This is a genomic window from Clostridium sp. LY3-2 (assembly GCF_024705715.1).
Taxonomy (GTDB): Bacteria; Bacillota; Clostridia; order Clostridiales; family Clostridiaceae; genus Clostridium.
This window is the reverse complement of the sequence record NZ_JAMDLQ010000014.1, coordinates 68,003-92,326: the sequence shown is the minus strand read 5'-3', so window position 1 is coordinate 92,326 and position 24,324 is coordinate 68,003. Positions and strand designations below refer to the sequence as shown.

Annotated in this window: 24 protein-coding genes; 3 read left to right on the top strand and 21 right to left on the bottom strand. The window is 26.3% G+C overall.

Going from position 1 to position 24,324, the window contains the following annotated elements; translation table 11 throughout:
- Window positions 1-438: 438 nt before the first annotated feature.
- A complete protein-coding gene (gene fba / locus M4I33_RS04370) occupies window positions 439-1,302 on the top strand; it encodes a class II fructose-1,6-bisphosphate aldolase (RefSeq protein ID WP_257915665.1) in 864 nt (287 codons plus the stop codon).
- A gap of 43 nt (window positions 1,303-1,345) precedes the next feature.
- Here fba and M4I33_RS04365 read toward each other — a convergent pair whose 3' ends face one another.
- The 12 genes from M4I33_RS04365 to M4I33_RS04310 form a co-directional block, all read right to left on the bottom strand.
- Window positions 1,346-2,143 carry an ABC transporter ATP-binding protein gene (locus M4I33_RS04365; protein WP_257915664.1) on the bottom strand — a complete coding sequence of 266 codons (798 nt, stop codon included), beginning with the start codon at window positions 2,141-2,143 and terminating at the stop codon, window positions 1,346-1,348.
- A gap of 1 nt (window position 2,144) precedes the next feature.
- Window positions 2,145-3,440 carry a hypothetical protein gene (locus M4I33_RS04360; protein ID WP_257915663.1) on the bottom strand — a complete coding sequence of 432 codons (1,296 nt, stop codon included), beginning with the start codon at window positions 3,438-3,440 and terminating at the stop codon, window positions 2,145-2,147.
- A gap of 218 nt (window positions 3,441-3,658) precedes the next feature.
- Entirely contained in the window at window positions 3,659-3,859 is a 201-nt protein-coding gene (locus tag M4I33_RS04355; RefSeq protein WP_257915662.1) for a hypothetical protein, read from the bottom strand.
- A 74-nt stretch (window positions 3,860-3,933) separates the two neighbouring features.
- Entirely contained in the window at window positions 3,934-5,070 is a 1,137-nt protein-coding gene (locus tag M4I33_RS04350) for an ABC transporter permease (RefSeq protein ID WP_257915661.1), read from the bottom strand.
- Entirely contained in the window at window positions 5,067-6,188 is a 1,122-nt protein-coding gene (locus tag M4I33_RS04345; protein ID WP_257915660.1) for an ABC transporter permease, read from the bottom strand. The genes M4I33_RS04350 and M4I33_RS04345 overlap by 4 nt, the downstream gene beginning before the upstream one ends.
- A 4-nt stretch (window positions 6,189-6,192) precedes the next feature.
- Window positions 6,193-7,128: an ABC transporter ATP-binding protein gene (locus M4I33_RS04340; protein WP_257915659.1), complete on the bottom strand. Its 936-nt coding sequence runs from the start codon at window positions 7,126-7,128 to the stop codon at window positions 6,193-6,195.
- An 88-nt stretch (window positions 7,129-7,216) separates the two neighbouring features.
- Complete coding sequence (locus tag M4I33_RS04335) at window positions 7,217-7,846, bottom strand: response regulator transcription factor (protein WP_257915658.1); 630 nt, start codon at window positions 7,844-7,846, stop codon at window positions 7,217-7,219.
- Between the two features lies 1 nt (window position 7,847).
- A complete protein-coding gene (locus M4I33_RS04330; RefSeq protein ID WP_257915657.1) occupies window positions 7,848-8,957 on the bottom strand; it encodes a sensor histidine kinase in 1,110 nt (369 codons plus the stop codon).
- A gap of 172 nt (window positions 8,958-9,129) precedes the next feature.
- On the bottom strand, window positions 9,130-9,600 hold the full coding sequence (locus tag M4I33_RS04325; RefSeq protein WP_257915656.1) for a cupin domain-containing protein: 471 nt from the start codon (window positions 9,598-9,600) through the stop codon (window positions 9,130-9,132).
- A gap of 59 nt (window positions 9,601-9,659) precedes the next feature.
- Entirely contained in the window at window positions 9,660-11,006 is a 1,347-nt protein-coding gene (locus M4I33_RS04320; RefSeq protein ID WP_257915655.1) for a cell wall metabolism sensor histidine kinase WalK, read from the bottom strand.
- 1 nt (window position 11,007) lies between these two features.
- Entirely contained in the window at window positions 11,008-11,622 is a 615-nt protein-coding gene (locus M4I33_RS04315; protein WP_374707691.1) for a response regulator transcription factor, read from the bottom strand.
- A gap of 92 nt (window positions 11,623-11,714) precedes the next feature.
- Window positions 11,715-12,191: a PepSY domain-containing protein gene (locus M4I33_RS04310; protein ID WP_257915653.1), complete on the bottom strand. Its 477-nt coding sequence runs from the start codon at window positions 12,189-12,191 to the stop codon at window positions 11,715-11,717.
- A gap of 169 nt (window positions 12,192-12,360) precedes the next feature.
- On the opposite strand from M4I33_RS04310, the gene M4I33_RS04305 reads away from it, so the two are divergent.
- Both M4I33_RS04305 and M4I33_RS04300 read left to right on the top strand, forming a co-directional pair.
- Window positions 12,361-12,972: an SAM-dependent methyltransferase gene (locus M4I33_RS04305; protein ID WP_257915728.1), complete on the top strand. Its 612-nt coding sequence runs from the start codon at window positions 12,361-12,363 to the stop codon at window positions 12,970-12,972.
- Window positions 12,973-13,086: 114 nt separating this feature from the next.
- Window positions 13,087-14,544 (top strand): cation:proton antiporter, encoded by a 1,458-nt coding sequence (locus M4I33_RS04300; protein ID WP_257915652.1) that lies wholly within the window; start codon window positions 13,087-13,089, stop codon window positions 14,542-14,544.
- 84 nt (window positions 14,545-14,628) lie between these two features.
- On the opposite strand, the gene M4I33_RS04295 is transcribed toward M4I33_RS04300, so the two are convergent.
- The 9 genes from M4I33_RS04295 to M4I33_RS04255 form a co-directional block, all read right to left on the bottom strand.
- Window positions 14,629-14,784: a zinc-ribbon domain-containing protein gene (locus tag M4I33_RS04295; RefSeq protein ID WP_194191302.1), complete on the bottom strand. Its 156-nt coding sequence runs from the start codon at window positions 14,782-14,784 to the stop codon at window positions 14,629-14,631.
- 227 nt (window positions 14,785-15,011) lie between these two features.
- Window positions 15,012-15,167: a zinc-ribbon domain-containing protein gene (locus M4I33_RS04290; protein ID WP_257915651.1), complete on the bottom strand. Its 156-nt coding sequence runs from the start codon at window positions 15,165-15,167 to the stop codon at window positions 15,012-15,014.
- 171 nt (window positions 15,168-15,338) lie between these two features.
- A complete protein-coding gene (locus tag M4I33_RS04285) occupies window positions 15,339-16,148 on the bottom strand; it encodes a sirohydrochlorin cobaltochelatase (protein ID WP_257915650.1) in 810 nt (269 codons plus the stop codon).
- Window positions 16,149-16,192: 44 nt separating this feature from the next.
- Window positions 16,193-17,902, bottom strand: a complete 1,710-nt coding sequence (locus M4I33_RS04280) for a tetratricopeptide repeat-containing diguanylate cyclase (RefSeq protein ID WP_257915649.1) — start codon at window positions 17,900-17,902, stop codon at window positions 16,193-16,195.
- A gap of 243 nt (window positions 17,903-18,145) precedes the next feature.
- Window positions 18,146-20,389 (bottom strand): EAL domain-containing protein, encoded by a 2,244-nt coding sequence (locus tag M4I33_RS04275; protein ID WP_257915648.1) that lies wholly within the window; start codon window positions 20,387-20,389, stop codon window positions 18,146-18,148.
- A gap of 59 nt (window positions 20,390-20,448) precedes the next feature.
- Window positions 20,449-21,372 carry an exonuclease domain-containing protein gene (locus tag M4I33_RS04270; protein WP_257915647.1) on the bottom strand — a complete coding sequence of 308 codons (924 nt, stop codon included), beginning with the start codon at window positions 21,370-21,372 and terminating at the stop codon, window positions 20,449-20,451.
- Window positions 21,373-21,446: 74 nt separating this feature from the next.
- Window positions 21,447-22,901, bottom strand: coding sequence for a cobyric acid synthase (locus M4I33_RS04265; protein ID WP_257915646.1), 1,455 nt, complete (start codon window positions 22,899-22,901; stop codon window positions 21,447-21,449).
- A 9-nt stretch (window positions 22,902-22,910) separates the two neighbouring features.
- Entirely contained in the window at window positions 22,911-23,558 is a 648-nt protein-coding gene (locus tag M4I33_RS04260) for a diphthine--ammonia ligase (protein WP_257915645.1), read from the bottom strand.
- Window positions 23,555-24,322, bottom strand: a complete 768-nt coding sequence (locus M4I33_RS04255; protein ID WP_257915644.1) for an ABC transporter ATP-binding protein — start codon at window positions 24,320-24,322, stop codon at window positions 23,555-23,557. The genes M4I33_RS04260 and M4I33_RS04255 overlap by 4 nt, the downstream gene beginning before the upstream one ends.
- Window positions 24,323-24,324 lie beyond the last annotated feature (2 nt).

The following is a 24,324-nucleotide window of genomic DNA, read 5'->3' as shown; positions in this document are numbered from 1 at the left end:
TAAAATGTAAATGTTTTAATTTGTATTTTAAAGTTGACTTTACTCTAAATTTTTATTAATTTTTATATTTTATAATATTATTATGCCTATAGATATTATTATTAATTCAATAGATTTCAATATTTTTATATGTTTTTTATTCCAAAAATTTTTTTATCATATTCTTCTAAATTAATCCATAATTTAATAAAAAATAAGATACTTTTTTATTTATAAATCCATATTACTTCTTGCTCTTCCTTTATTTTACTTATATGAATACGTTTAAATCAGCTATTTTCTGTTTTTTACTCTTTTGTTCAACTAATAGATAGTATTTTGTCCTTTTTCTATTTTCATAATTTATTTTTTGGGGTATACTAAAGAATAGAGAGGACAATAGTAAGAATAGTGTTTTTTACTCTCTTCAAATTTAATTTAAGTATGGAGGTTTTGCACATGTTAGTTTCAGCAAAAGATATGCTAAACAAAGCTAGAGAAGGCAAATACGCAGTTGGACAATTCAACATCAATAACTTAGAGTGGACTAAAGCTATATTATTAACTGCTCAAGAAAACAATTCACCTGTAATCTTAGGGGTTTCAGAAGGTGCAGGAAAATATATGGCAGGTTACAAAACTATCGTAGGAATGGTTAATGGAATGTTAGAAGAACTTAAAATAACAGTTCCTGTAGCATTACACTTAGACCACGGTAGCTATGAAGGAGCTAAAGAAGCTATGGCAGCTGGATTCTCATCAATCATGTTTGATGGATCACACTACCCAATAGCTGAAAACATAGAAAAAACTAAAGAATTAGTTGGATTAACTTCAGCTAAAGGAATTTCTTTAGAAGCAGAAGTTGGATCAATCGGTGGAGAAGAAGACGGAGTTGTTGGAGCTGGAGAAATCGCAGACCCACAAGAATGTAAACAAATCGCTGATTTAGGAGTTACTATGTTAGCTGCTGGTATCGGAAACATCCATGGACAATACCCAGCAAACTGGAAAGGCTTAGATTTCGTAGCTTTAGCTAAAATCAACGAAGCTGTTGCTCCAATGCCATTAGTATTACACGGTGGTACAGGAATTCCTGATGCTATGATCAAAGAAGCTATCTCAAACGGTGTTGCTAAAATCAACGTTAACACTGAATGTCAATTAGTTTTCAGAGATGCTACTAGAAAATACATCGAAGACAAAAAAGATTTAGAAGGAAAAGGTTTCGACCCAAGAAAACTTTTAAATCCTGGATTCGAAGCTATAAAAGCTATCGTTAAAGAAAAAATGGAATTATTCGGATCAGTTAACAGAGCATAATTCTATTTAATATAAAAAACACCTAAATTTTTAGGTGTTTTTTTTAATCTATAAATACAGCTTCTTCTGAAACAACCTTAAGTATCTCGTTAAAAAATTCACTTTGAGCCATAAAATTTTTCTCTAAAGTCTTTTCAATTTTTCCATCTTTAATATTTATAACCTTTTTAGAAAAACTTGCAACTACAGCATCATGAGTTACCATAAGTATAGTTATCCCCTCGTCGTTAAGTTCCTTAAATAGCTTCATAACCCCACTTGAGTTTTTGCTATCTAAATTCCCTGTAGGTTCGTCTGCTATAATTATCTTAGGCTTTGCAATAAGCGCCCTTGCAATAGCTACTCTTTGAATTTGACCTCCAGAACATTCTAAAGGATATTTATCTAATAAACTTTCTATATCAAGCCTTTTTGAAACCTCTAATATTCTTTTTTCTATATAATCTTTATTTTCTTTTGCTAAAGTAAGTGGTATACCTATATTTTCTCTTATAGTAAGTCCATCTATAAGGTTAAATTCTTGATACACAAAACCTATAGTTTTATATCTTAAATTTGAAACCTTTCTATCACTTAACTTATTTATATTTTGACCATGTATATAAACTCGCCCCTTAGTTTGAGTATCTACAGTAGATAAAAGATTTAAAAAAGTCGATTTCCCTGAACCTGAGGGACCCATTATAGCTATAAACTCTCCTTCTTTAATTTTAAAGTTTACTGAATCTAAAGCTTTAATAGTCGTACCTTCTACTATTTGTCCTGTAATATTAAATTTAATACTAGTTATATATTCTTTAGTTAAATTCTCTGCAATTATAATATACTTATCCTCTATCATTTTATCTATCCCCTTTTATATGGTTAATTATAATTTTTTTATATACTTTAAGACTTAAAAACCCCATTATTAATAAAATTAATAAGTATCCAAATAATATTATCAAACTAGAATTATCAAAAAGTCCTGCTCTTTTATAAAGGAAAAATGAAAATAGCATCTGTGTAAAAGGTAATATTAAAGTTAAAAAAATATAAATTGACATTTCAATATTAATCGATTTTCTTATTTCTTTTTTTGTGTATCCTATAAGTAATAATTGATTAAAATTCTTTTTTCTATTATTAGCTTCTACTACTATTTTATAAATCCAAGTAACTAATACCATTACACTTAATGAGCCTAGCCCAAAGGTTGTTATAAATGCAAATCCTTTAAGCTTTAAAAACTTGTCTAATGAATAAGTTATAAGTGTAGTTATAAGGGTAAAACTTAATACTATACTTCCGCTATTTTGGATAGACCTTTTTAAATTCCTTAAAGAAATAGTATTATATATACCTTTAAATCTATATTTTTCTTCGTATAAATCTATTAGTTTTGGAACTACAGACAATACAAATATCCCTATAGAAATACCTCCTAAAACTGCCATAACGCTAGCCCCTCCAAAAGGATTTTCTACGCTTAATTCTCCAAACAAAGAGTAAAATAAAGGAACAAAATATAAAACTATAGAAAAAATCAAAAGAAATACTGTTAAATATTTATTGTTATCTAATTTTTTAGGTTTGTATTTACTTCCAGACATTTTTATTAAGTCGCAAATTTCTGTTCTATGACTTAAACCTGCATTTATAAGGGAAATAAATAATATTTGAATAAATAAAAGACATGTTGTACTAAAAATCCCGTCTGCTGTTATTAAAAAACCAGTTCCAAGTTCTCCTGTTTTTTTATATAACTCATCTAAAATAAATGGCATAGTTAAAAAAGATAAGCCTCCACCTATAATTAATGCTAATCCATTAAAAATAATATTTTGCAGAGTAAATCCAATGCTTATATCCATAACGCTTGCACCACTCATCATCTCAACTGCTATTTCTCTTCCTCTTCTCTTTACATAATACTCATTTACACTATATCCAAGCAGTAATATAACAAATGCCACAACTAAAAAAATACTTCCTAAAATAATCTTATCATCCATATTACTAGGTATTATTCCAGGTACAAAATATAAATTGAAGATACTACAAACTATAAAAAACTCAACAGTTAAAGACCCTAAATATATTAAGCTATTTTTCATATCTAATTTAATAAATTTTAAAGTTAATCCTATAATCCCCATACAACCCCTCCTCATATGGTAAATTATAACATATAATGCATTATCTATAAATACTATTTCCTTATAATAAAAGTTTTTTAGAAAGTCTAAATTTAAAAGCAAGTTCCATTTTTTTATCTTTAAAATTTGAAGTAGAAGTTAGTTTTGTATTCAACGGATTTTAAAAATCAATTTAGAAGTTTTATACATTAAAATAAGGTGCAAAAATGCACCTTATTTTAATTATTTTGAAATTTTGTTGTAAATTCAAAGACTAAGCCAGAGCTTATTAATGCTATTGCAATAGTCATACCATACTCTCCAAATTCCATATCGTTTAAATACATAACTATAGAAACTATACTAACTAACATACCTAAAAACATAATCCAATCTGTCATTGTACTAGGTTTAAGGCTTTTTATTACCCTTTTAATCATAAACCTCTCCACCTCATCTCAAAGTCTAAAATCACACTTTGATTATATCATAGAGACAGGCTAAACAATAGTAATTATCTATTAACAATTTTATCTTCTATGTGAACTTTGTACGCAACAAATAAGAAAAATGCAATTGAGAATAATAAAACTATAACTATATTTAATGAAAAATCTAAAATATTTCCTCCACTTTGAAGCCCATATATCATCTCCATTATCCACCTTGTAGGTAAAAACCATGATATCTTTTCAACAATTTCTGGGAAAAGACTTATAGGAACAAAACATCCTCCAAGCATTAGTAGTACCATCATCATAATGTTAGAGAGCATACTACTTTCTTGAGAAGTCCTTGTTATAGAAACGTTAAATGACCCTATAGATACAGCGAGTATCGCAGTAATGAATAATGCTATAAATAATTGAATACTACTTAACCCTGTACTTATTGAAGAAATATTAGAAACTAAAATAACTATTATAATTATCTGAACTAAAATAGCAGTTAAACTTCCTAAAATATTTCCAGCATAGTACTCGTAAGGCTTAAGCCCTGATACAAACATCCTTTCATAGACCTTATCCTCTTTATCATTATTAATTCTATCTGCACCCATATTTCCTCTAAAAAATATAGACATTATTATAAACCCTATAAGTGCAATAGAGCCAAAATTATCTGTAGAATTATCCTTAAGACCTTTACTTTTTATATCTAGCTTTTCTTTAGAATATTCTTTTAAATATGAATTAAATTTATCTTTATTTCCCTTTGAGATTTTAGCTAAATCTAAAAGATTTTTACCATTTTCTTTAACTAAAGAATTAAGTAAAGACTTATCTTCACCTTTTAAATTAACTACTTCTAAATCTAATTTACCTTTTAAAAGTTCCTCTTCAAAATCTTTATTTATAATTAATCCACCATTTATATTACCAAGTTTCACTTCATCTTTTAATTTTTCTTCTGTGTACTCTTTAATCTTTACAGTTTCTCCATCACGCATAGAATCTAAAATAGCTTTTGAAGCTTTTGAATTACTGCTATCTAAAACTCCATAAGTTATATACCCTGAACTACTTTGAATCAGTCCACTTAATAGTATTACTGATGCGACAGGAAGAAGAATAGACCCTATAAAGAATATCGGCTTTTTAAATATCATAATCTTTAAATTATGTTTAAGCATTAAAATAATATTTCTCATATTCTATCCTCCCTTCTTAAACAAAATACTGCGATAATAGATAAACACACTAAGAATATAGCAATATTACTTATTATTGATACTAATAAAATATCTGTTTTTTCTAGGTAAATAAAATTAAAAATACCCCTATTTAACCATCTTAAAGGTGATATATTTGTAAGTATTTGAAAAAAACCACCTAAGTTATCAGGAAGTGCTATATAAGCTCCTCCAAGGAAAGAAAACACAGGAAAAACTGCACCCTCTACAATAGTCATAATCTTTTCTCTTTCCTTTAATAAAGAAGAAATTACAACACCTATAGATATTACTGCTAAAGCAAAGATTTCTATTCCTAAATATATTAAAAATGGATTATTACCTAAATTAATTTTTAGTATAAATAAATTAAATAAAAACGCAGGCATTGTAACTAAAAAGGATATAATAAAATTCCCTATAATATTTCCAGCGTAGTAATTTAAATTACTCATTCCACTAAGCCTTCCCCTATTATAAATCCCTCTTTTTCTATCTTCATCTAACTTATTAACTGGGAAAAGCATTATATATAAACACATCATAGTAATTTCTACAATTCCATAATAGTCAAAAGAAGTTTGCTTTACTCCACCTTCTATCTCTAAAACATTTAATTTTATATTTTCTTTATTACTTGCTATCTCCCCCCCTAAATTTATATCACTTTTATAAGCTAAATTTATTACAGTAGATCTATTTTTTATATTTTCTAAAACAGTCTTTAGCTCCTTATAAGAAAAATTATTAGATGATTTAGTGTAAATATCTACTTTTTTATCATTAACGTCTAAAAGCACTCCATCTTTTTCTCTAGCTAAATCCTTTCCTTCTTCAATATTTTTTACGTATTTTATTTTATAATCTAAATTTTCATTTTTTATAACTTCACTTAAAATATCTATAGTTTGGTTTTCCTTCTCTGACTCTAAAATATATAAAGATTTTTCTTCATCTTTCTCTATATTAGAACTAAAACCGTTTTTAAGAACATTTCCTAAGAGTATAGTTAAAAATATAGGAAATATTGCAGTAAATATAAGATATTTAGGTTCTCTTATAGCTTTTAAAACTACACTTTTTATTATTCCAATCATACTATTACTCCCTTAAAGTTCTTCCAGTTAAAGTTAAGAATACTTGTTCTAAATTTACCTCTTCATATTTAATATTAATTATCTCTGAATTTAAACTATTTAAAGTCTTTATTATATCTTCTAAATTATTTGCTTCTTTATTTGAACTTATAATAATTTCATTTTCACAAAAATCTACATCTACTACACCATTTATATTTAATATAGTATTTATATCTAATGATTTAATATCTTGAAGTGATACTATTAATTTCTTCTTATCACAAACTAGATTTTTAAGTTCCTCTTTAGTTCCGTTTACTATAAGTTTTCCGTGGTCTATAATTCCAATTTCAGTACATATAGCTTCAACTTCTTCCATATAGTGAGTTGTATAAATTATAGTTACGCCCTTTTTATTAAGCTCACGAACAGAATTTAAGATATGATTCCTAGACTGTGGATCAATTCCAACTGTAGGTTCATCCATAATTAAAATTTCCGGTCTATGAACTAGTGCACAAGCAATATTTAACCTTCTTAACATTCCCCCTGAAAACTCTTTAGAAATCTTTTTTCTAACATCAGTAAGTCCTGTAAACTCTAATGCGCTCTCCACTCTCTCTTTAAGTTTTTTTCCTCTTAATCCATATAGCTCTCCAAAAAACTTTAAATTTTCTTCTGCTGTAAAACTTTTATATAAAGCTATATCTTGAGGAACTAGTCCTAAAACCTTATTTTGTCCTTTCATAGATTTACTTACATCTACTCCATTTATTTTAATTTCTCCAGATGTTTGTTTTAAAAGACCTGATAAGATATTTATAGTTGTACTTTTACCTGCACCATTAGGTCCAAGTAACCCATATATTTCTCCACGTTTTATCTTAAGTGATATATTATCTACCGCTAAAAACCCATTATAATTTTTAACTAAATCTTTAATTTCTATAGCATACATAAAAAATCCCTCCTCTTTATTTAATTATATAAAAAAGACCTTCTCTAAAAACCTAGAGAAGGTCATAATCTATATATGACTTTTGTCACTATTTAATTATATTTAAATATTTTATAGCAATTTGAGTTCTGTGAGTAAGGTTTGTCTTTTGTAAAATTGAAGTTATATAATTTTTTATAGTTCCTTCTGAAATAAATAGTTCTTTACTTATTTCTTTATTACTAAGCCCCTTACAAATCTCTTTAATTATATCTTTTTCCCTATCTGTAAATATACTTAAATCTTCTAAATCACTATTATTTTCCGTAATCCCTAAAGATATCTTTTTTAATACATCTTCTTGAATAACAGAATTTCCTTCGTGAACCATCTTTATAGCATCTATTATCTTATCTGGTTTAGTGTTTTTTAAAAGGTATCCTTTTGCACCGAATTTTATAGCATCTCTTATATATTCATCTTCATCAAATGTAGTTAGTATAATTACTTTTCCTTTATTTAATCTATTAATTTCTTTAGTTGTTAAAACTCCATTTAAAACTGGCATTCTAACGTCTAATAAAATTATATCAGAATCATTACACTCTAAAAAGTTTAATACTTCTCTTCCGTTTTGAAAAGCCCCTAAGACTTCTATATCTTTATCAACTGATAAAATAATCTTAAGGCTTTCCCTAATTAAACTATCATCTTCACCTATAACTAACCTTATACTCATCTTACACTTCCTTAATATTAAAAATTATTATTGCGCTAAACCCAAAACTACCATCTAAAATTAATTTACCACCTTCATTTAAAACTCTTTCTTCAATCTTACTTAATCCATACCCTTTTTTTATTATAGAAGTTCCAAACCCATCATCTTTAAACATAAATTTAACTATTTTATTTAATACCTCAATCTTTACATTTACTTTATTGCACTTAGAATACTTTATAGCATTTGTACTTAATTCTTTTATAGAATCATAAATTATTTCCCACTTAGCTAGCGATATTTTTTCAAGTTTACTATTATAAATAAAGCTTACATCTATATTAGTATCGTTAAATTTTTCATTTAATAAATCTTTAACTCTATTTACTCCTATCTCTTCTTTATTTGGAGAAATCATATGAATTGTATTTCTAATATCATCCATACCTAGCCTTAAGCTTTCAGTAACTTCATCTAAAAGTTCCCTTCCTTTTAAAGAATCTTCATCTAAAATAACTTTTGCAGCTTCAAGCCTCATTAAAGACCCTGCAATAACATGCCCCACTTCATCGTGTACTTTTCTTGAAAGGTTATTTCTTTCTTTTAGTTTAGCATTATATAATTTTTGCCTATGTAATTCTTCTTCATCTCTTAATTTTTTATTTATTCTGTGATTTGCTTTTATAGAATGGTCTAGATCTTCTTCAAGCTTTTTAAACTTTAAATAATGTTTATTTATATAATAATTAAAAATTATTAAAATCATCCCAAAATAAGATACCAAGTATGTATCTTCTTTATAAAAGTTTCCAAATACAGTTACTATTATTAAAACAAAGGTAATTAAATATTTATAAAAACCTTTTAGATTTTCAAGTGCTATCTCTAATATAAATAAAACTGAAAGTCTAAATCCTAAATAACAAGCTAGAAAACTAATAATAATTAAAGTTACTATTATTAATCTATCCTTTTTAAATATATTTTGAAGAAGTGATAATGAAATAGAAATTAAAATATATCCTAATAAAAATCCTATCTCTCCTTTTTTAATATTTTCAAAACTAAAGATTCCAATCCCAATCAAAACTAAAAATCTAACTATTAAATTTATATTTGATTTATTCATATAATCTCCTAACAAATAAGTATTATTTATATTTTATCATTAAATAATACTTATTTGTAAAGGATGGAATGAAAAAAAGAAATGGATTGAGGGAATCCATTTCTTTTTTAGTAAATTGTCGAATATTTACTCTATTCTTTTTATCTTATTCTTATTATTTTTAAATTATTACTTAATCTCTAGTAAGTTTTAAAATAATTTCTTTATGTTCTGGATATGCACTTAATAATTCTTCTCTTTTAAATAATTTAAAATCTTCAAAAGTAAATTGTGGTGCTACCATACAACCTACTAGTGAAAAACCATCATTATTCATAGAAGAACCAAAGATGTAGCCTTTAGGAACTAAAACTTGAGGCTCTTCTCCGTTTTCTATATCTAAACCTAATTTCTTTTCAATAAGTGCCCCATCTTCATCTATCATATAAATAGTAAGGGCGCTTCCTCCGTGGAAGTACCACATTTCATCTGCCGTTAGTACGTGAAAGTTTGATACCTCTCCTTTTTTAAGTAAAAAGTATATTGAACTATATAATTTTCTGTTTCCCTCTACTTCTTCACTTGATACGAAAGTCTGTTTAAAGTAACCACCTTCAACGTGTTTTTGAAGTCCTAATTTTTCTATAAAGTATTTAGCATTCATTTTATTTCCTCCTTAGTTAAATTATAATAATTATTATATATCTTTTTAACTATGTCAAACTAAAATATAATGCTTATTTTAGTACCTACCCCTACTTCACTTGAAATTTTAAGTTCTCCTTTGTATAGCTTAATTAATTCTTTTGAAACTGAAAGCCCTATCCCAAAGCTATTATTATATTTTCTAGATTTATCTGCTCTATAAAATCTATCAGTAATCTTATCTAAATCTTCTTTTAAAATTCCTATTCCGTTATCTTCTATAGTAATATTTATCCTATCATTTTTATATCCATTTATTTTAATAATCTTTAAATCCTTATCAGAGTATTTTATAGCATTATCTATAAATATAATCATAAGCTGCTTTAAATGCTCTTTTAAGATTTTAATATTTAAATCTTTTGAAATAGTAACTTCAAAAGAAACATCTTTATTTATTAACTTAAAATCATATAAAACATTATTTACTACTTCTAAAAGATTTGTTTCTTCTATATTATTTAAATCTATCTTTCCGTTTTGAACCCTTCCTAAAACTAATAAATCGTTAACTAACTTTTCTAGTCTCTCTACTTCTTCAAGGCTTATATTTAAAGATTTATCTAAAACCTCTTTATCTTCTTTTCCCCACCTGTTTAACATTTTTAGGTGACCTTTTAAAATAGTAAGAGGTGTCTTTAACTCGTGAGATGCATCTTGTACGAATCTTTTTTGACTATTTATAGATTCTTCTACTTCATCCATCATACTATTAAATAAAATATTTACTTTATCAAACTCATCTTTTGGATTAGTAATTAAAACCCTTTCCCCTACGCCTTTTTCTTTAATATTTTTAATTGTTTCTCTCAAATTTTTAAGCTTATCTAAAAATACTTTAGATACGTAAGTTCCAAGTAGTATACTAAATATTAAAACTAAAATAACTGTAACTATTAATGAGGGAGTTGTATTTTCTATAAAATTCTTAAATATATCGCTTTCTGTAAAAATATATATGTAATTATTAGAGCCTTCTATGTTTATAGGCGCATTTAAATAAATATCTTCATCTTCATTTATTTCATAGTCATAACCTATCTTCTTTTTTTCTATATTCTCTAAAGATATATCTTTATCTAAATCTTTATTTTTATATAAGATTTTACCGTCTTTATATATTATAACTTCTAAATCCATAGATTTAAAAATATCATCATACCTATCTTTAGAAATATTACTATTTAATATTTCTTTTACTGAATTATATTCTTTTAAAATATTATCTTTTTCATATTTAGTTGCCCAAACTCTAAAAAGGACAAATTGAGATATATATGAAAATAAAAAGACTAAAATTATAGCAAAAAAACTTATAATAGATAATTTTTTAAATGTTGATATATTTTTGAATTTTTTTATCATACTACCTTAAAACATATCCAACCCCTCTTACAGTTTGGATATATTTATCTCTCCCTTCTAATAATTTACTTCTTAGATGCCTAATATAAACATCCACAACATTATTTTCTCCGTCGTAATCATATCCCCAAATATTTTCTAAAAGCGCATCCCTTGTTAGTACTTTATTTTTATTTTTCATAAGCATTAAAAGTAATTCATATTCTTTAGTAGTAAGTGATATAGGAACATCTAAAACTTTTACTACCCTTCCTTCTATATCTATTTCAATATCTTTAAAAGTTAATTTGTTACTTTCTTTAGATTCCATTTTTACTCTTCTTAAAAGTGCATCTATTCTAGCTAAAAGCTCTTCTATAGCAAAAGGCTTTGGCATATAATCGTCAGCGCCAGTTTGAAGACCAGAAACCCTATCCATAACGTTATCCCTTGCAGTTAACATTATAATAGGAGTATTTTTAACCTTCCTAAGCCTTCTACAAACTTCAAGTCCATTTAATAAAGGAAGCATTAAATCTAAAATTATAATGTCAAAATCCTCATTTAATGCCCTCTCTAAGCCTGACTTCCCATCGAGTTCTACAAAAGCTTCATAGCCTTCGTATTTTAATTCCATCTCTATAAATGATGCGATATTTTTTTCATCTTCTATAATTAAAACCTTTTTCAACTAAAGCACCTCTTATTCTTTTATGCTATAGAAGTTAATTAATCTCTATCACCTTTATCTGATACTGGAGAATCAAAATCTACTATTGCGCCAGTTTTTGAATCAACTTCAACTTCATATAACATATTATCATTTCCCTTTATTTCAAACTCATAAACTAAAGACATATTATCATCATCAAAGTCTTCTTTAGTCTTTATAACTTCGCCTTTAACTTTATCTAAAGCTATCTTTTTAGAATCCTCTAGATTATATTTTATTTCACTTTTAACCTTATCTAAAGCTATGTCCTTAGCCTTTTCTTCAGTATAATTTACATTCCCTTTAACTGTTTTATATATTGCACCAAAAGTAATTCCTCCAAACACAATAATTAAAACTCCTCCTATAATAATACCTCTTTTTATAGTTTTTTTGTACTTTTTGAAAAAGTTATCTTTTTTCACCTTCTTATTATCTTTTTCACCATTTTCCTCTAAAACCTTAACCTCTATTATTTCTTTATTATCTTTCATAATAATTTCCTCCTTAAACTTTATGACTAGATTATATCTTCTCTAAATTAAACTATTTTTAAAGTTAGATGAAAGTAAGATTAAAAAAGATTAAAATATTTTAATCTTTTAAATTAAAGTAGTATAATAAGCATTGCATAAATTATATAAGGAAGGCTTGAAAATTATGATAACAGAAGAATTTTGCGAAAATATTTTAAATATTAAAACATCTGGAATACAGCAAATAGATGATAAATTTTACCACTACAATAGATATGAGCCTACAGATTATAGGGCTTTAGATCTTTTATTTAGTAATTACGATCTTTTAGAAACTGATTCTATAGTAGACTTTGGTTCCGGAAAAGGAAGACTTATGTTTTATATAAACTACGAGTTTAATTCTAAGGTAACTGGAATAGAGATGAATTTTAATTACATAAGAGAATCTTTAGAAAATAAAGAAAGCTATCTTAAAAAATATAAAAAGAAAGAAGATAAGATAACTTTTTTAAATATCTTAGCTGAAGATTACGAAGTTTCAAAAGAAGATACTAAATTTTATTTTTTTAATCCTTTTTCAATTCAGATTTTTATGAAAGTTATAGATAATATTTTAGATTCAGTAGATGATTATTATAGAAAAATTGATATTGTTTTATACTATCCATCTGACGATTATATATACTATTTAGAAAATAACACAGCATTTACTTTAAAAAAGGAAATCGACGTTTCTAAATTGTATAAACACTACGACTCTCGGGAAAAATTTCTTATATATACGTTATCATATTAAAATTCTGTTACAATTTAAACTTACAGATACTTATTATTTGTTAATATTGAAATTATAAGTTATTATATGTTTTATAAGAAAATTTAATATATACTACAGAAAAGAGGTTATACTATGGAACAAACTTTAAATTACGATTCTCTTTTAATTTTGTCTGTAGTTGCGTTTTTTACGCCATTTTTAGTATCAAAATTAAAAAAGATAAAAGTCCCCTACCAAGTAGGAGAAATATTTATTGGGATATTGCTTGGAAAAAGCTTTTTAAATATTATAAAGCCTGATGTTTGGATATTATTTTTATCAAACCTTGGTTTAGCGTATCTTATGTTTTTAAGCGGACTTGCTATAAACTTTGATGATTTAAAAGTAGTTGAAGGAGAAAGTTTTACATCTTCTAAACTTTTTACAAGCATAAAAATGTTTGTAATTTCACTAATAACAGCAATTATTTTATCACTTACTTTAAGGTTTATAGGAATTCCACACGGTGCAATCTTCTTTGCACTATTATTTACAGCAGCAGCCCCTGGACTTTTAGTTCCTATTTTAAAAAGTAAAAATATTATAAGTAGTGACTTTGGGCAAACAGTATTAGTATTTTGCATTATTACTCAATTAGTAAGTTTAATTGGAGTTAGTTTTGTATCTTCAGTTGCTATGTACGGTTTATCTTTAAAAAGTTTTACATTCTTATTGCTTTTTGCTGCAGCTATTTTACTATATATATTTAGTAAGCACGTATTTAAAACTAACGATTTTTCAGCTATGGCTTTTAAAAACCTTCATTTAAGCGTTAGAGGTGCTTTCGTCTTAGTTTTAGTACTTGTAGCAATTGCTGAAAAAGTAGGTTCTGAGATAATTCTAGGCTCCTTTTTAGCTGGTATGGTCTTTTCACTTATAGTTGGGAAAGCTAAAGACGAAATCACTCACCAGTTAGACGTTGTAGGATACGGATTTTTAATTCCTATATTTTTTATTATGGTAGGAGTAAAAATTGACCTTAGAACAGTAGTTGATAACCCTAGTTCGATTTTAAAAATTCCAGTATTTTTACTAATATTTTTCTTAGTAAAATTCATCCCTTCTTTAGTTTTAAAGAAGAAATATGGGATGAGAAATGCTTTTGCCGCATCAACTTTACTAACAGCACAACTGAGCTTAGTTATAGTTGGCGCTCAAATGTCATTAAACTTAAAATATATAAACGAAGCTGATTATTCAGCCTTTGTTGTAACTACTGTTATATCATGTATTCTTTTCCCAATCCTTTTTGAGAAATTTATAAAACCTGATGAACATACAGTTTTAATAGATTCAGAAGATGAAAAGATTATAATCCGTGAATTTGTTATAGGAAGCGAATGGTTTATAGGAAAATCACTTAAAGAATGTGCACTTCCTAGAGGTTGTAGAGTCTTTTCGATTATAAGAGATGAAGAAGAATTTATGCCAACGGCTGATACAGTCTTAAAGGCACAAGATATTATAATATTAGCTGGAGTTAAACTAGATGTTTTAAAAACTATAGATATGCTTGCAGTTTGCAACTTAGAAATTCCAGAAGATAATTAAAAAAATATCCTAGCAAAATTTTTGCTAGGATGTTTTTTATAAATAAAAAATCCGTAGCCTAAGCTACGGATATAATATACAAAACTATCTTCTGTTGTTTTGTTGTTTTCTTGCTCTTCTGCAATCTGGGCATCTAACTGGATCGTTATCGAATCCTTTTTCTTTGTAGAATTCTTGCTCTCCTACTGTGAATACGAATTCGTTTCCGCAATCTTTACATACTAATGTCTTATCTGTCATAATAATTCCTCCTAAATTTAAAGATCTAATATAATATTTAGTAATCTCATTTAAAAGAAACTAATATTAACTAAAAACTTTTTTTATTATTTATTTTGTAATTTTCACTACTTTTTTATTGTAACTTAATTCTAATTAAATTGCAATACTTTTTTTGAATTTTTTTTATTTTTATTTATATATAAAATAAAAAGCTATAGAAAAGTTCTATAGCTCGCACATTCGAATTATCTTCTGTTGTTTTGTTGCTTTCTTGCTCTTCTGCAATCTGGGCATCTAACTGGATCGTTATCGAATCCTTTTTCTTTGTAGAATTCTTGCTCTCCTACTGTGAAGATGAAATCTTTTCCGCAATCTTTGCATACGATAGTCTTATCTGTCATAACTATTCCTCCTAAATTTAAAAGATTTAATTTGATAATAACTTTCAACTTAAGAGAATAATTATAAATCAATATTAAAACTTTTTTTAATAGCATTTTACTGCTTTAGTCAATAATACCACATTTCTCTTAATATATAAAGCTTTTTATCTAAAATAAATACTATTATTATTATTCCAGATTATTTGTTTTATATTCATCTATAAGTAAATTTATTTTATCTATATACATCTTATTAAAGTCATCTATTTCTGTTAATCCTTTTTGGATTATTTCTGCCTCAATCCCCGCCCCCTCAAGCTTGCTTTTCCAAGAGGCCTTATCTTCTGATGCTAAATCTTTTTTAACGTGCATCCCACAAGTTAGCATTAGGGGATAAATTATAACTCTTTTTATACCTTTATCTTTAAACTTTAAAATCAATTTTTCTATAGATAAATCTCCTTCTAAAGTTCCAACAAATAAATTATTTTTATTATTAATATCAAAAAATTCTTGTATCTTTTTATAGGCTATATCTGATTCACTGCTACTTCCGTGACCAAACAGCAAAATGTTTTCATCCCCTTTTAATACTTTATCTAAAAAACTATTAAATCTACTTAAATCACGTGTAGAAACTTCCCCTTCTTTTACTAAAAATAAAGGATCCCCTAAAATTAAAGTCTTAAAACTATCTCTATATTTTAAATATTCCTCTTTAATTTTATTATATTCTTTACCTGATATAATATTTAAAGGCTGAATAATAACTTTATCATAATTAGATTCTTTTAAAAACTCTAATTTCTCATCTAAATTTCTAATACTTATATTTGTATTTTCTCGTAACTTTTTAATAATTATATTAGAAGTAAAAGCTCTAAAAACATCGAAGTCTTTAAACTGTTTTCTTATATTTTCTTCTGCTTTAAATATAGATTTTTTTAACCCTTCAACATCACTACTGCCAAAGCTTACAATTATTATTGCTTTTTTCATTTCTTATACCTCTTAAAATTAAACTCTAATATTTATTATAACTATTAGTTGTAAGTAACTCTATTTTTTCCGTTTGTTTTAGATTTATAAAGGTTTTGATCTGCCTTTTTTAAAATATCTACTCCGTAAGTTCTACTTTCATTTGAAAAAGCTACTCCAATGCTTATAGTTACACTTATATTTTCTTTTAAAACCATAGCTTCTATATTTCTTCTTATTCTTTCAGCTACTAATAAAACTGACTCTTTTCCCTCTTCATTAAACATTATAATAAACTCTTCTCCGCCATATCTATATAATTCTCTTTTTTGACCTATAACATTTTTTATAACATTACAAACATTTATTAAAACAGCATCTCCAATGTTATGCCCAAAATTATCGTTTATAGATTTAAAATCATCAATATCAAGCATAACTAATGCAAAATCACTGTGACTTTTTTTGATAAGCTTATTATAATCTCTATTAAATCTACCTCTATTATAAACATTAGTTAACGAATCGTATCTATTACTTTTCACTAACTTATTCATATATTTATATCCTATAATAGATGCAATTAAAAAGAAAATAACATATAATGCGTCTCTATATTTTCTTTTATTCTCTTCTTTTACCATTTGCGATTTTTCTCTTAAAGTAGATGAGTAATAGACATAGTCCTCTCCTATACTAGCTTTTTCACTATCCATAAGGTTTATTATTTTTTCTTGAGTGCTTATAACTTCATCCTTGTAGTCTAACTTTTTATAAAGATTAGATAGATTATTTAAAGCGAGCCTCTGATACTCTATATTTTTTCTTTGCTTTGCCATACCGTAAGCTTCTTTATAAAGCACTATAGCTTCTTTATCTTTATAATTAGCTTCGTAATATTCACCAATTACATCTTTTAAATAAATATCTTTATCCGCTATATATACCTTTTTTAGATTTTTTAATAAGTTTTCAGCTTTTTCTATATTATTTCTTGCTTTTTCTAAATCTTTATTATGTATATTTATATCAGCTTCTAAAGTATATTTCATTATATTGAAATCATTTTTCTCTTCTTCATCATTTAAAAGATTTATATAAGGATTAATCTTATCTAAATTACTTTTAGCTCCTTTATAATCACCTTTTATATTATCAATATCCGCTAAATTTGTAAGTGCATAAAGTTTTATTATAGCCTCTTCATTTTTATCTTTAAGGTCAATAGATAACGCACTTTCTATTGTACTTCTAGCTATATCATATCTTCCTAAAAGCCTAAATGTAAGTCCTAAATCTATTAAAGATTTCGCCTCATATAATTTATTTTTTCTTTCCCTTGATAGCATTATAGTTTGAAGAGTTGATTCTATCCCCTCAGCGTACTTCCCCTCTATAATATAAAGAGGGGCTATTCTATATTCTAAATAAAACTTAGCATCACTATTTAGATTTTTTTTATCATCTAACATACTCTTTAAGTATTTTGTTGCTATTTTTCTACTTTCCTCGTTGTAATCAACTCCTGTTAATAACGTATCTGCAAGTATTTTATAATGTTTGTTATAATCTTTTTTAGGAACTATTTTAAATGCACTCTTTACATATGAGGATGCTAAATTTAAGTTTCCATTTTTATACTCTTCATCAGCTAAATACATTCTACTATATATTTTAGCAAAGACAGAAGTTTCATCTGTTTCTTTAGCTATAGTTAAATTGAAATATTCTGATGCTTTTTTTAAATCTCCATCTACCATATCTAAATATGCCATTATAAAGTAATCATTTGAGTTTCTATCATTATTATCACTTAAATACTCTTTGCATCTATTTATAGAATTTTCACTTAATTTAACTCCGCTATAATAGCTTTTTTCGATAATATCTATCTGCTTATAATAACTGAAGTTAATCTTATATAAAATAAAAACTAATCCTATAATAAAAAGAGTAGTTAAAACTACATATTTCTTTTTTATAAAATCACCTCATAACCAAAGCTTTAGCTTTTGTGTTTAAAATTTAATTAGAGTTTCTATATCTAAGGGTTCGCTGTGGTAATATCCTTGGATATAAACATTTTTAAGATCTAATTTTTTTATAAATTCGTTTTCCTCTTTAGTTTCAACACCTTCAACTATAAGCTTAATATTTTTCATATAGATTATCCTTTGCATTAATTCTTTCATATCACAGTTATATTTTGAATCAAAAATAGACTCTAAAATACTAACACTTATCTTTGTTACATCATGTTCTATGTTTTTAATTAAGACACCATTTACTTCATCAACGCAAAAGTTATCTAAAGCAACCTTAAAGCCCACTTCTCTTAATTTTTTAATGTTTGCCTTTACTTTGTCGATATTATTTATTTCACTGCATTTAGTTATCTCTAAACAAATAGCCCCTCTTTTAAGGTTTGCTTCACTAAGGATATCTATCATTTTTTGGAAAACAAAATCATTTTTAAGCTCATTTATTCTTATATTTATTGAAAGGTAAAAGTCTTCTTCTAATTTTTCGAACCTACTTATAACCCTATAATTATCTATAGCCAACTTTAAAATATATAAAGTTATATCACCCATAAAATTGCAATCACTTATATCTTTTAATAATTCTTTAGGTAATAACACATTATTTTTTTCTTTAAACCTTAATAAACCTTCTGCACTTACAACTAAGTTGTTTTTAGGATTAATTATAGGCTGATAGTATAGGGTATATTTTTTATTTTTTATATTATTTTTAATTTTCATTTTTTTGATTTTTTTGATAACAAATGGCTTAATACTCAATTTTACTAAGCTAATTATTAAAATTATAATTAGCACACATAACGTAAAAGTTATTATTTTATCTTTTAATTTATGTTCAATACTCTTTAAATTTTTCTCTCTATAAATTATGTATTTATAATAATCTTCTGATAAAACTTTACCCTTGTCCTTTTGCATATTGACAAGTTTTTTATAAGTTTCCTTTTCGCCTTTATAATCACCTATTATATTATATACTTTAAGAACCTTAGAATACGATGTATTTAACATCTCTATATTTCCAGTTCTATCTGATTTTTTAATAGCTTTTGAGTATTCTTTTATAGCACCGTTATAGTCTTTTTTATAAAACAATATATTTCCAAGGCTTATATCATAATATATATCTTTATCAACATACCTATTTATCTTATCATTATCGATTAAATACTTAGCTCTATCTATGCTTTTAGTTGCACTTTCTATATCAGAATTATCTAAATAGTACGCAGTATAAAAGATATTTTGCATACATTCTACATCGTCTTTTAAGTTTTCATCTATAAATTCTTTATAATTATCTATTTCTTTAAGATATTTAACCATCTCATCGTATTCATTACTTAAAAGTTTTCCTTCTGCTTGATTAATTAACCTATAAATATTTACTTCAGAATCTAAAGTTTTATCATCTAAACTAAAGTTATCAGCATATTCCATAATATTTTCTGATACGTAGTTTCCTCCAACCTTTCTAGTTGTGGTTGCTATATCTACTATGGTTTTTATTAAATAATATTTGTCTTCATCTGTTTTTGCATTTTCAGTTTGAGAAAGTATCTCCATATTATTTTCAATACATTCTATATAATTTGAAGTAGAACTCGCTAAAATAGATATTCTTCTATTAATTAATATTTTTTGAAATTTAGATAGATTCTTCGAGTGATTTAATATCTCTCTATAATACTCTAAAGCTTCTATCCTTCTACTGCTCTTATCTGCGAGTTTTAGTAGCCTATGATCTATCTTATTTAAGTATATATAATATAGGTCATTATTATTTAAAACACAAAATAATTTATCTAAATAAAAACAAGCATCCTCAACCTTTTCTTTTTCTAAAAGCATATCTATAAGGTATAGGTATGATACTATTTTTATCTTATCATTTGTTTTTTCTGTAAAATTTTCTTCTGCTAAAAGAAAATATTTTAGACAAATATCTTTATCTTTACTTTTCCTATATTTAATATATGCGTTTAAAAAGTATTCTTCATCTAAATTTAAATCTTTACTTTTAGCCTCTTTATCTATCCTTAAATAATCCTCTTCATTTAAATTCTTTTCTATATAATCGCTTGTAATCTCATTTAATAATCTACTTTTACTTATATCTATTGCTTCTTTAAAAAAGATGAAAAAAATAATAGATATAAATAAAGAAATTATAAGTAAGACCTTTATTCTTTTGTTTTTTATAATGTTCGCCCCCATTTCTCACCTTTACTTATCGATACTTTACCTTTGTTCTTTAAAGTCTTTGGGGCAAATTATTAATTTCTGATTATTTTAAAAAACTCTTCTTCACTTAAAATTTTAATATCTCCTCCTAAATCAATAAGGTCAACTGCCCTTCTTAATTTATTACTCATCTCGCTTCTTTTTAAACTCTTTATATCTTTAATCCCTGTAACTAACATCGTAGTCTTTTTAGTTACAGAACTTCCAGTAGAGCCAAAAGCCTTTCTTACAAGTCTCATAGCCTCATCTCTTGATGCTCTTTTAAGGCCACCTGTAAAAACTACAACTTCCCCTTTTAAGGATTCTTTTTTAATGTCAAAAGAATCATCTCTTTTTGTTTCAAAAATCCTATTTGAAGTTTTAAGAATGCTTCCTTTACTTGAAGAAGGTTTATACCCGCCTTTATATACCTTACCTAAGGTAACTCCTACATTTTTTGAAACTTCTTTTATATTATTTGTTTCTAATTCTTTTGAAATATTTAGTAAAATATTACTACAAGCTAAAGAGTCATCTAAAGCATCATGGTGCTTAAACTTAAAGCCTAAAAGCTCGTTTACAGTATTTAATTTTGCATTTTCTAAACCCTGATAAAAGTTTTTTGAAAGCTTCATAGTGCATATATAATCAAATTCTGGTTCTTCAATACCATATAAGCTTAAAGTATTTCTAAGAACTGATATATCAAAAGCTGCATTATGGGCAATTATTAAATTCCCGTCAAAATAATGCTTTATATCTTTAAAAACCTCATCAAACTCCTGTTCTTCCTCTACCATACTAGGTCTAATCCCATGAATCCAAATATTCATAGGTTCAAATCTCATTTCTTTAGGCTTAATTAAACGGTGAATTTTTTCTTTAACTTTCCCGTTTTCTACAACTACGATGCCTATAGAACAAGGACTATTTCTTTTTTCATTTGCTGTTTCAAAATCTATTGCTATAAAATTCAATTTCTAATTCTCCTTAATTTAAAATCACTTTAAAATTATACATAATTTGAAGAATAAAAAAAAGGATAGTTTTACTATCCTTTAATTAAACTTTCAACGTATTCCATATCAATATTTTCTTTTAGAATTTTTAAAAGCTCATCGTATTGCGATATTTTATAATCATTATAATTTTTATTATTTTTAAGTTTTATTTCGTAATCTTTAACTATGCTCTTCATAAAGCTCTCTAAAAATTCATTTTCATCGAATAATCCGTGTATATAAGTTCCATAAACATTCCCATTTTTTAATCCTAATATATTTCCCTTAGAATCTTTTATCCACTCTTCTTTTAAATCTAATATTTCACTACTTCCGTTATGAATTTCATATCCCTTTACTTTTTCTTTGCTTAAAGTATAAGCTTCTGTTTGTCTAGTACATTTATTTTTGTTAAATACAGTTTTTAAGCTTAAAAGATTTAATCCTTCTTCTTTTAAAGAATCTCCTTCAACTTTAAAAGGGTCTTCAATTTCTTTTCCTAAAATCTGATACCCTCCACAAATTCCAAGTATAGGAGTTCCCTCTTCTTTTAGTTTATATAACTTTTCTTTAAATCCAGTTTGTTTTAAATATTTTAAATCTTCTATAGTATTTTTACTTCCAGGTATTATAATTAAATCTGAATTATCTAATTCGCTAGGATTTTTTACATATTTTAAATTTATATTTTCTATTCTTTCAAGTGAGTTAAAATCAGTAAAGTTTGACATATGAGGCGTTCTTATTACTTTAACTTCTATCCCAAGTCCTTTTCCTAAATCTTTAATCTCTGTGCTATCTTCATCTTCTATATTTAAGTTAAAATAAGGCATAGCCCCTAATACTTTAACACCTATTATATCTTCTAACTGTCTCATAGCATCAGTAAAGAATTCTTTTTTTCCTCTAAACTTATTTATTATAACTCCCTTAACCCGTCTTCTCTCATCTTCAGTTAAAAGACTTAACGTACCTACTATAGATGCAAAAACTCCGCCTCTATCTATGTCTGCAACTAAGATACAATCAGAATCTGTCATTTTAGCTGTTTGAAAGTTTGCTATATCTGTATCTCTTAAATTTATTTCAGCGCAGCTTCCTGAACCTTCTAAAACTATTAAATCGTGATCTTTTTTAATATCTATATATGCTTCTTTAGCTTTTTCTTTTAAAAAGCTATTAAGTTCTTTATATTTATATGCATCCATAGTGCAGTGAACTTTCCCTCTTACTATTACTTGAGTTCCAAATCCCTTGCTTGGTTTCATAAGGATAGGATTCATATATTCATTTGGCTCGATTTCACAAGCTTCAGCTTGTACTACTTGCGCTCTACCTATCTCATCACCCTCTTTTGTAACAAATGAGTTTAATGATATATTTAAAGCCTTATAAGGTGCTACATCATATCCTTTTTCTTTAAAATATCTACAAAATCCTAGAGCTAAAGTGCTTTTCCCTACTGAAGATGCAGTTCCAAGCAGCATAATTCCTTTATATTTCATTTAATTCACCTACTTAATATCTAAAAATCCATAGTCTTTTGTTAATAAGTTTCCATTTTCTTTAAATTCAATTTTACTATTAAATATAGGACCATCATAAACAAATGTATGGTACTCTCCATTTTCTCCGCAAGGGTCTGAACCTTTATCTTTAATCCTTTTAACTAAATCTCTTGTTAAAATTTCCCCTAAAAACTCTTCACCTAAAACATTTAATCTTACGTTTTTAACTATAGTTTTAAATCCTGAATCTATAAATTCATAAGTTAAATCTTCTCGTCCTTCTTGCCAAAGAGGGAAAATAGATTCTAAGTTTGTATTTTTACATCTATCTTCGCACCAAGTTCTATGAGGCTCTAAATCAATATCACCAAATACGCAAGAATCAGCGCCAAGTTTTTTTGCCTCTTTTAGTGCTATTTCAAAAGTTTCTTCGTAATTATCCCCTTCACTTTTTACTATAAGTAATGGTATATCTAATGATTTTGAAACTTCTTTTAATAAATCTTCTGGAATCCCGTGAAACCAGCTTCTATTTCTTTTACTATCTACTGTAACTAATAAAGCTAAAGGGGTATGCCCTGATTTTATCATTCTATATAAGGCTAAAGTGCTATCTTTTCCGCAGCTATAAGACATTATAAATTTCTTTTTCATAAGTTTTCACCTCTCCACTTTTCTAAAGCTTCTAACATAAACTTTCTTATATCTATATCATAAACTTCTTTTAATTTATCACTGTTTAAAACTGTATTTGAATCTCCAGTAGATACTATTTTTCCATTCTTTATTAAAATAACTTCCTCTGAGAATTTTAAAACTAGATTCAAATCATGTAAAACGCCTATTACAATTTTATCATTTTCTTTTACCCATTTATTTATGTACTCTAATATTTCAATTTGACATTTTAAATCTAAATGATTTGTAGGCTCATCTAAAAGTAATATATCAGGGTCTTGAGAAAATGCTCTAGCTAAATATACTCTTTGAAGCTGACCTCCTGATAATTCGCTTATAAGCTTATCTTTATATTCTAATAATCCTACCATTTCTAATGAATTTAAAACTATTTCTTCGTCACTTTTAGAAAGACTTGAAAAAGCCCCATCTATATGTGCATATCTTCCAAGAGAAACAGTTTGATATACTGTATATGAAAAGTAAATATCAGTATTTTGACTCATAAGTGCAACCTTTTTAGCAAGGTTTTTTCTTTTCATCTTTTTAATTGACTCTCCGTCTATAGTTATATCACCTTTAAATTCAATAAGGTTTGCCATAGCTTTTAAAATAGTACTTTTACCACAGCCGTTTGGCCCTATGATAGATATATTTTGACCCTTAGATGCCTTAAAGGAAACATTATGGATAACTTCTATTCCATCATATCCTGTATATAAGTTTTTTAATTCTATCATAT

Coding starts and splice junctions, on each gene's coding strand:
- M4I33_RS04330 (WP_257915657.1), bottom strand. CDS start 8,957: ATGAATAAATCAAATATAAATTTAATAGTTAGATTTTTAGTTTTGATT.
- M4I33_RS04290 (WP_257915651.1), bottom strand. CDS start 15,167: ATGACAGATAAGACTATCGTATGCAAAGATTGCGGAAAAGATTTCATC.
- M4I33_RS04295 (WP_194191302.1), bottom strand. CDS start 14,784: ATGACAGATAAGACATTAGTATGTAAAGATTGCGGAAACGAATTCGTA.
- M4I33_RS04345 (WP_257915660.1), bottom strand. CDS start 6,188: ATGATTGGAATAATAAAAAGTGTAGTTTTAAAAGCTATAAGAGAACCT.
- M4I33_RS04335 (WP_257915658.1), bottom strand. CDS start 7,846: ATGAGTATAAGGTTAGTTATAGGTGAAGATGATAGTTTAATTAGGGAA.
- M4I33_RS04355 (WP_257915662.1), bottom strand. CDS start 3,859: ATGATTAAAAGGGTAATAAAAAGCCTTAAACCTAGTACAATGACAGAT.
- M4I33_RS04320 (WP_257915655.1), bottom strand. CDS start 11,006: ATGATAAAAAAATTCAAAAATATATCAACATTTAAAAAATTATCTATT.
- M4I33_RS04260 (WP_257915645.1), bottom strand. CDS start 23,558: ATGAAAAAGAAATTTATAATGTCTTATAGCTGCGGAAAAGATAGCACT.
- M4I33_RS04300 (WP_257915652.1), top strand. CDS start 13,087: ATGGAACAAACTTTAAATTACGATTCTCTTTTAATTTTGTCTGTAGTT.
- M4I33_RS04315 (WP_374707691.1), bottom strand. CDS start 11,622: ATGGAATTAAAATACGAAGGCTATGAAGCTTTTGTAGAACTCGATGGG.
- M4I33_RS04350 (WP_257915661.1), bottom strand. CDS start 5,070: ATGAGAAATATTATTTTAATGCTTAAACATAATTTAAAGATTATGATA.
- M4I33_RS04325 (WP_257915656.1), bottom strand. CDS start 9,600: ATGAATGCTAAATACTTTATAGAAAAATTAGGACTTCAAAAACACGTT.
- M4I33_RS04280 (WP_257915649.1), bottom strand. CDS start 17,902: ATGGCATATTTAGATATGGTAGATGGAGATTTAAAAAAAGCATCAGAA.
- M4I33_RS04365 (WP_257915664.1), bottom strand. CDS start 2,143: ATGATAGAGGATAAGTATATTATAATTGCAGAGAATTTAACTAAAGAA.
- M4I33_RS04310 (WP_257915653.1), bottom strand. CDS start 12,191: ATGAAAGATAATAAAGAAATAATAGAGGTTAAGGTTTTAGAGGAAAAT.
- M4I33_RS04340 (WP_257915659.1), bottom strand. CDS start 7,128: ATGTATGCTATAGAAATTAAAGATTTAGTTAAAAATTATAATGGGTTT.
- M4I33_RS04275 (WP_257915648.1), bottom strand. CDS start 20,389: ATGGGGGCGAACATTATAAAAAACAAAAGAATAAAGGTCTTACTTATA.
- M4I33_RS04285 (WP_257915650.1), bottom strand. CDS start 16,148: ATGAAAAAAGCAATAATAATTGTAAGCTTTGGCAGTAGTGATGTTGAA.
- M4I33_RS04255 (WP_257915644.1), bottom strand. CDS start 24,322: ATGATAGAATTAAAAAACTTATATACAGGATATGATGGAATAGAAGTT.
- M4I33_RS04265 (WP_257915646.1), bottom strand. CDS start 22,901: ATGAAATATAAAGGAATTATGCTGCTTGGAACTGCATCTTCAGTAGGG.
- M4I33_RS04360 (WP_257915663.1), bottom strand. CDS start 3,440: ATGGGGATTATAGGATTAACTTTAAAATTTATTAAATTAGATATGAAA.
- fba (WP_257915665.1), top strand. CDS start 439: ATGTTAGTTTCAGCAAAAGATATGCTAAACAAAGCTAGAGAAGGCAAA.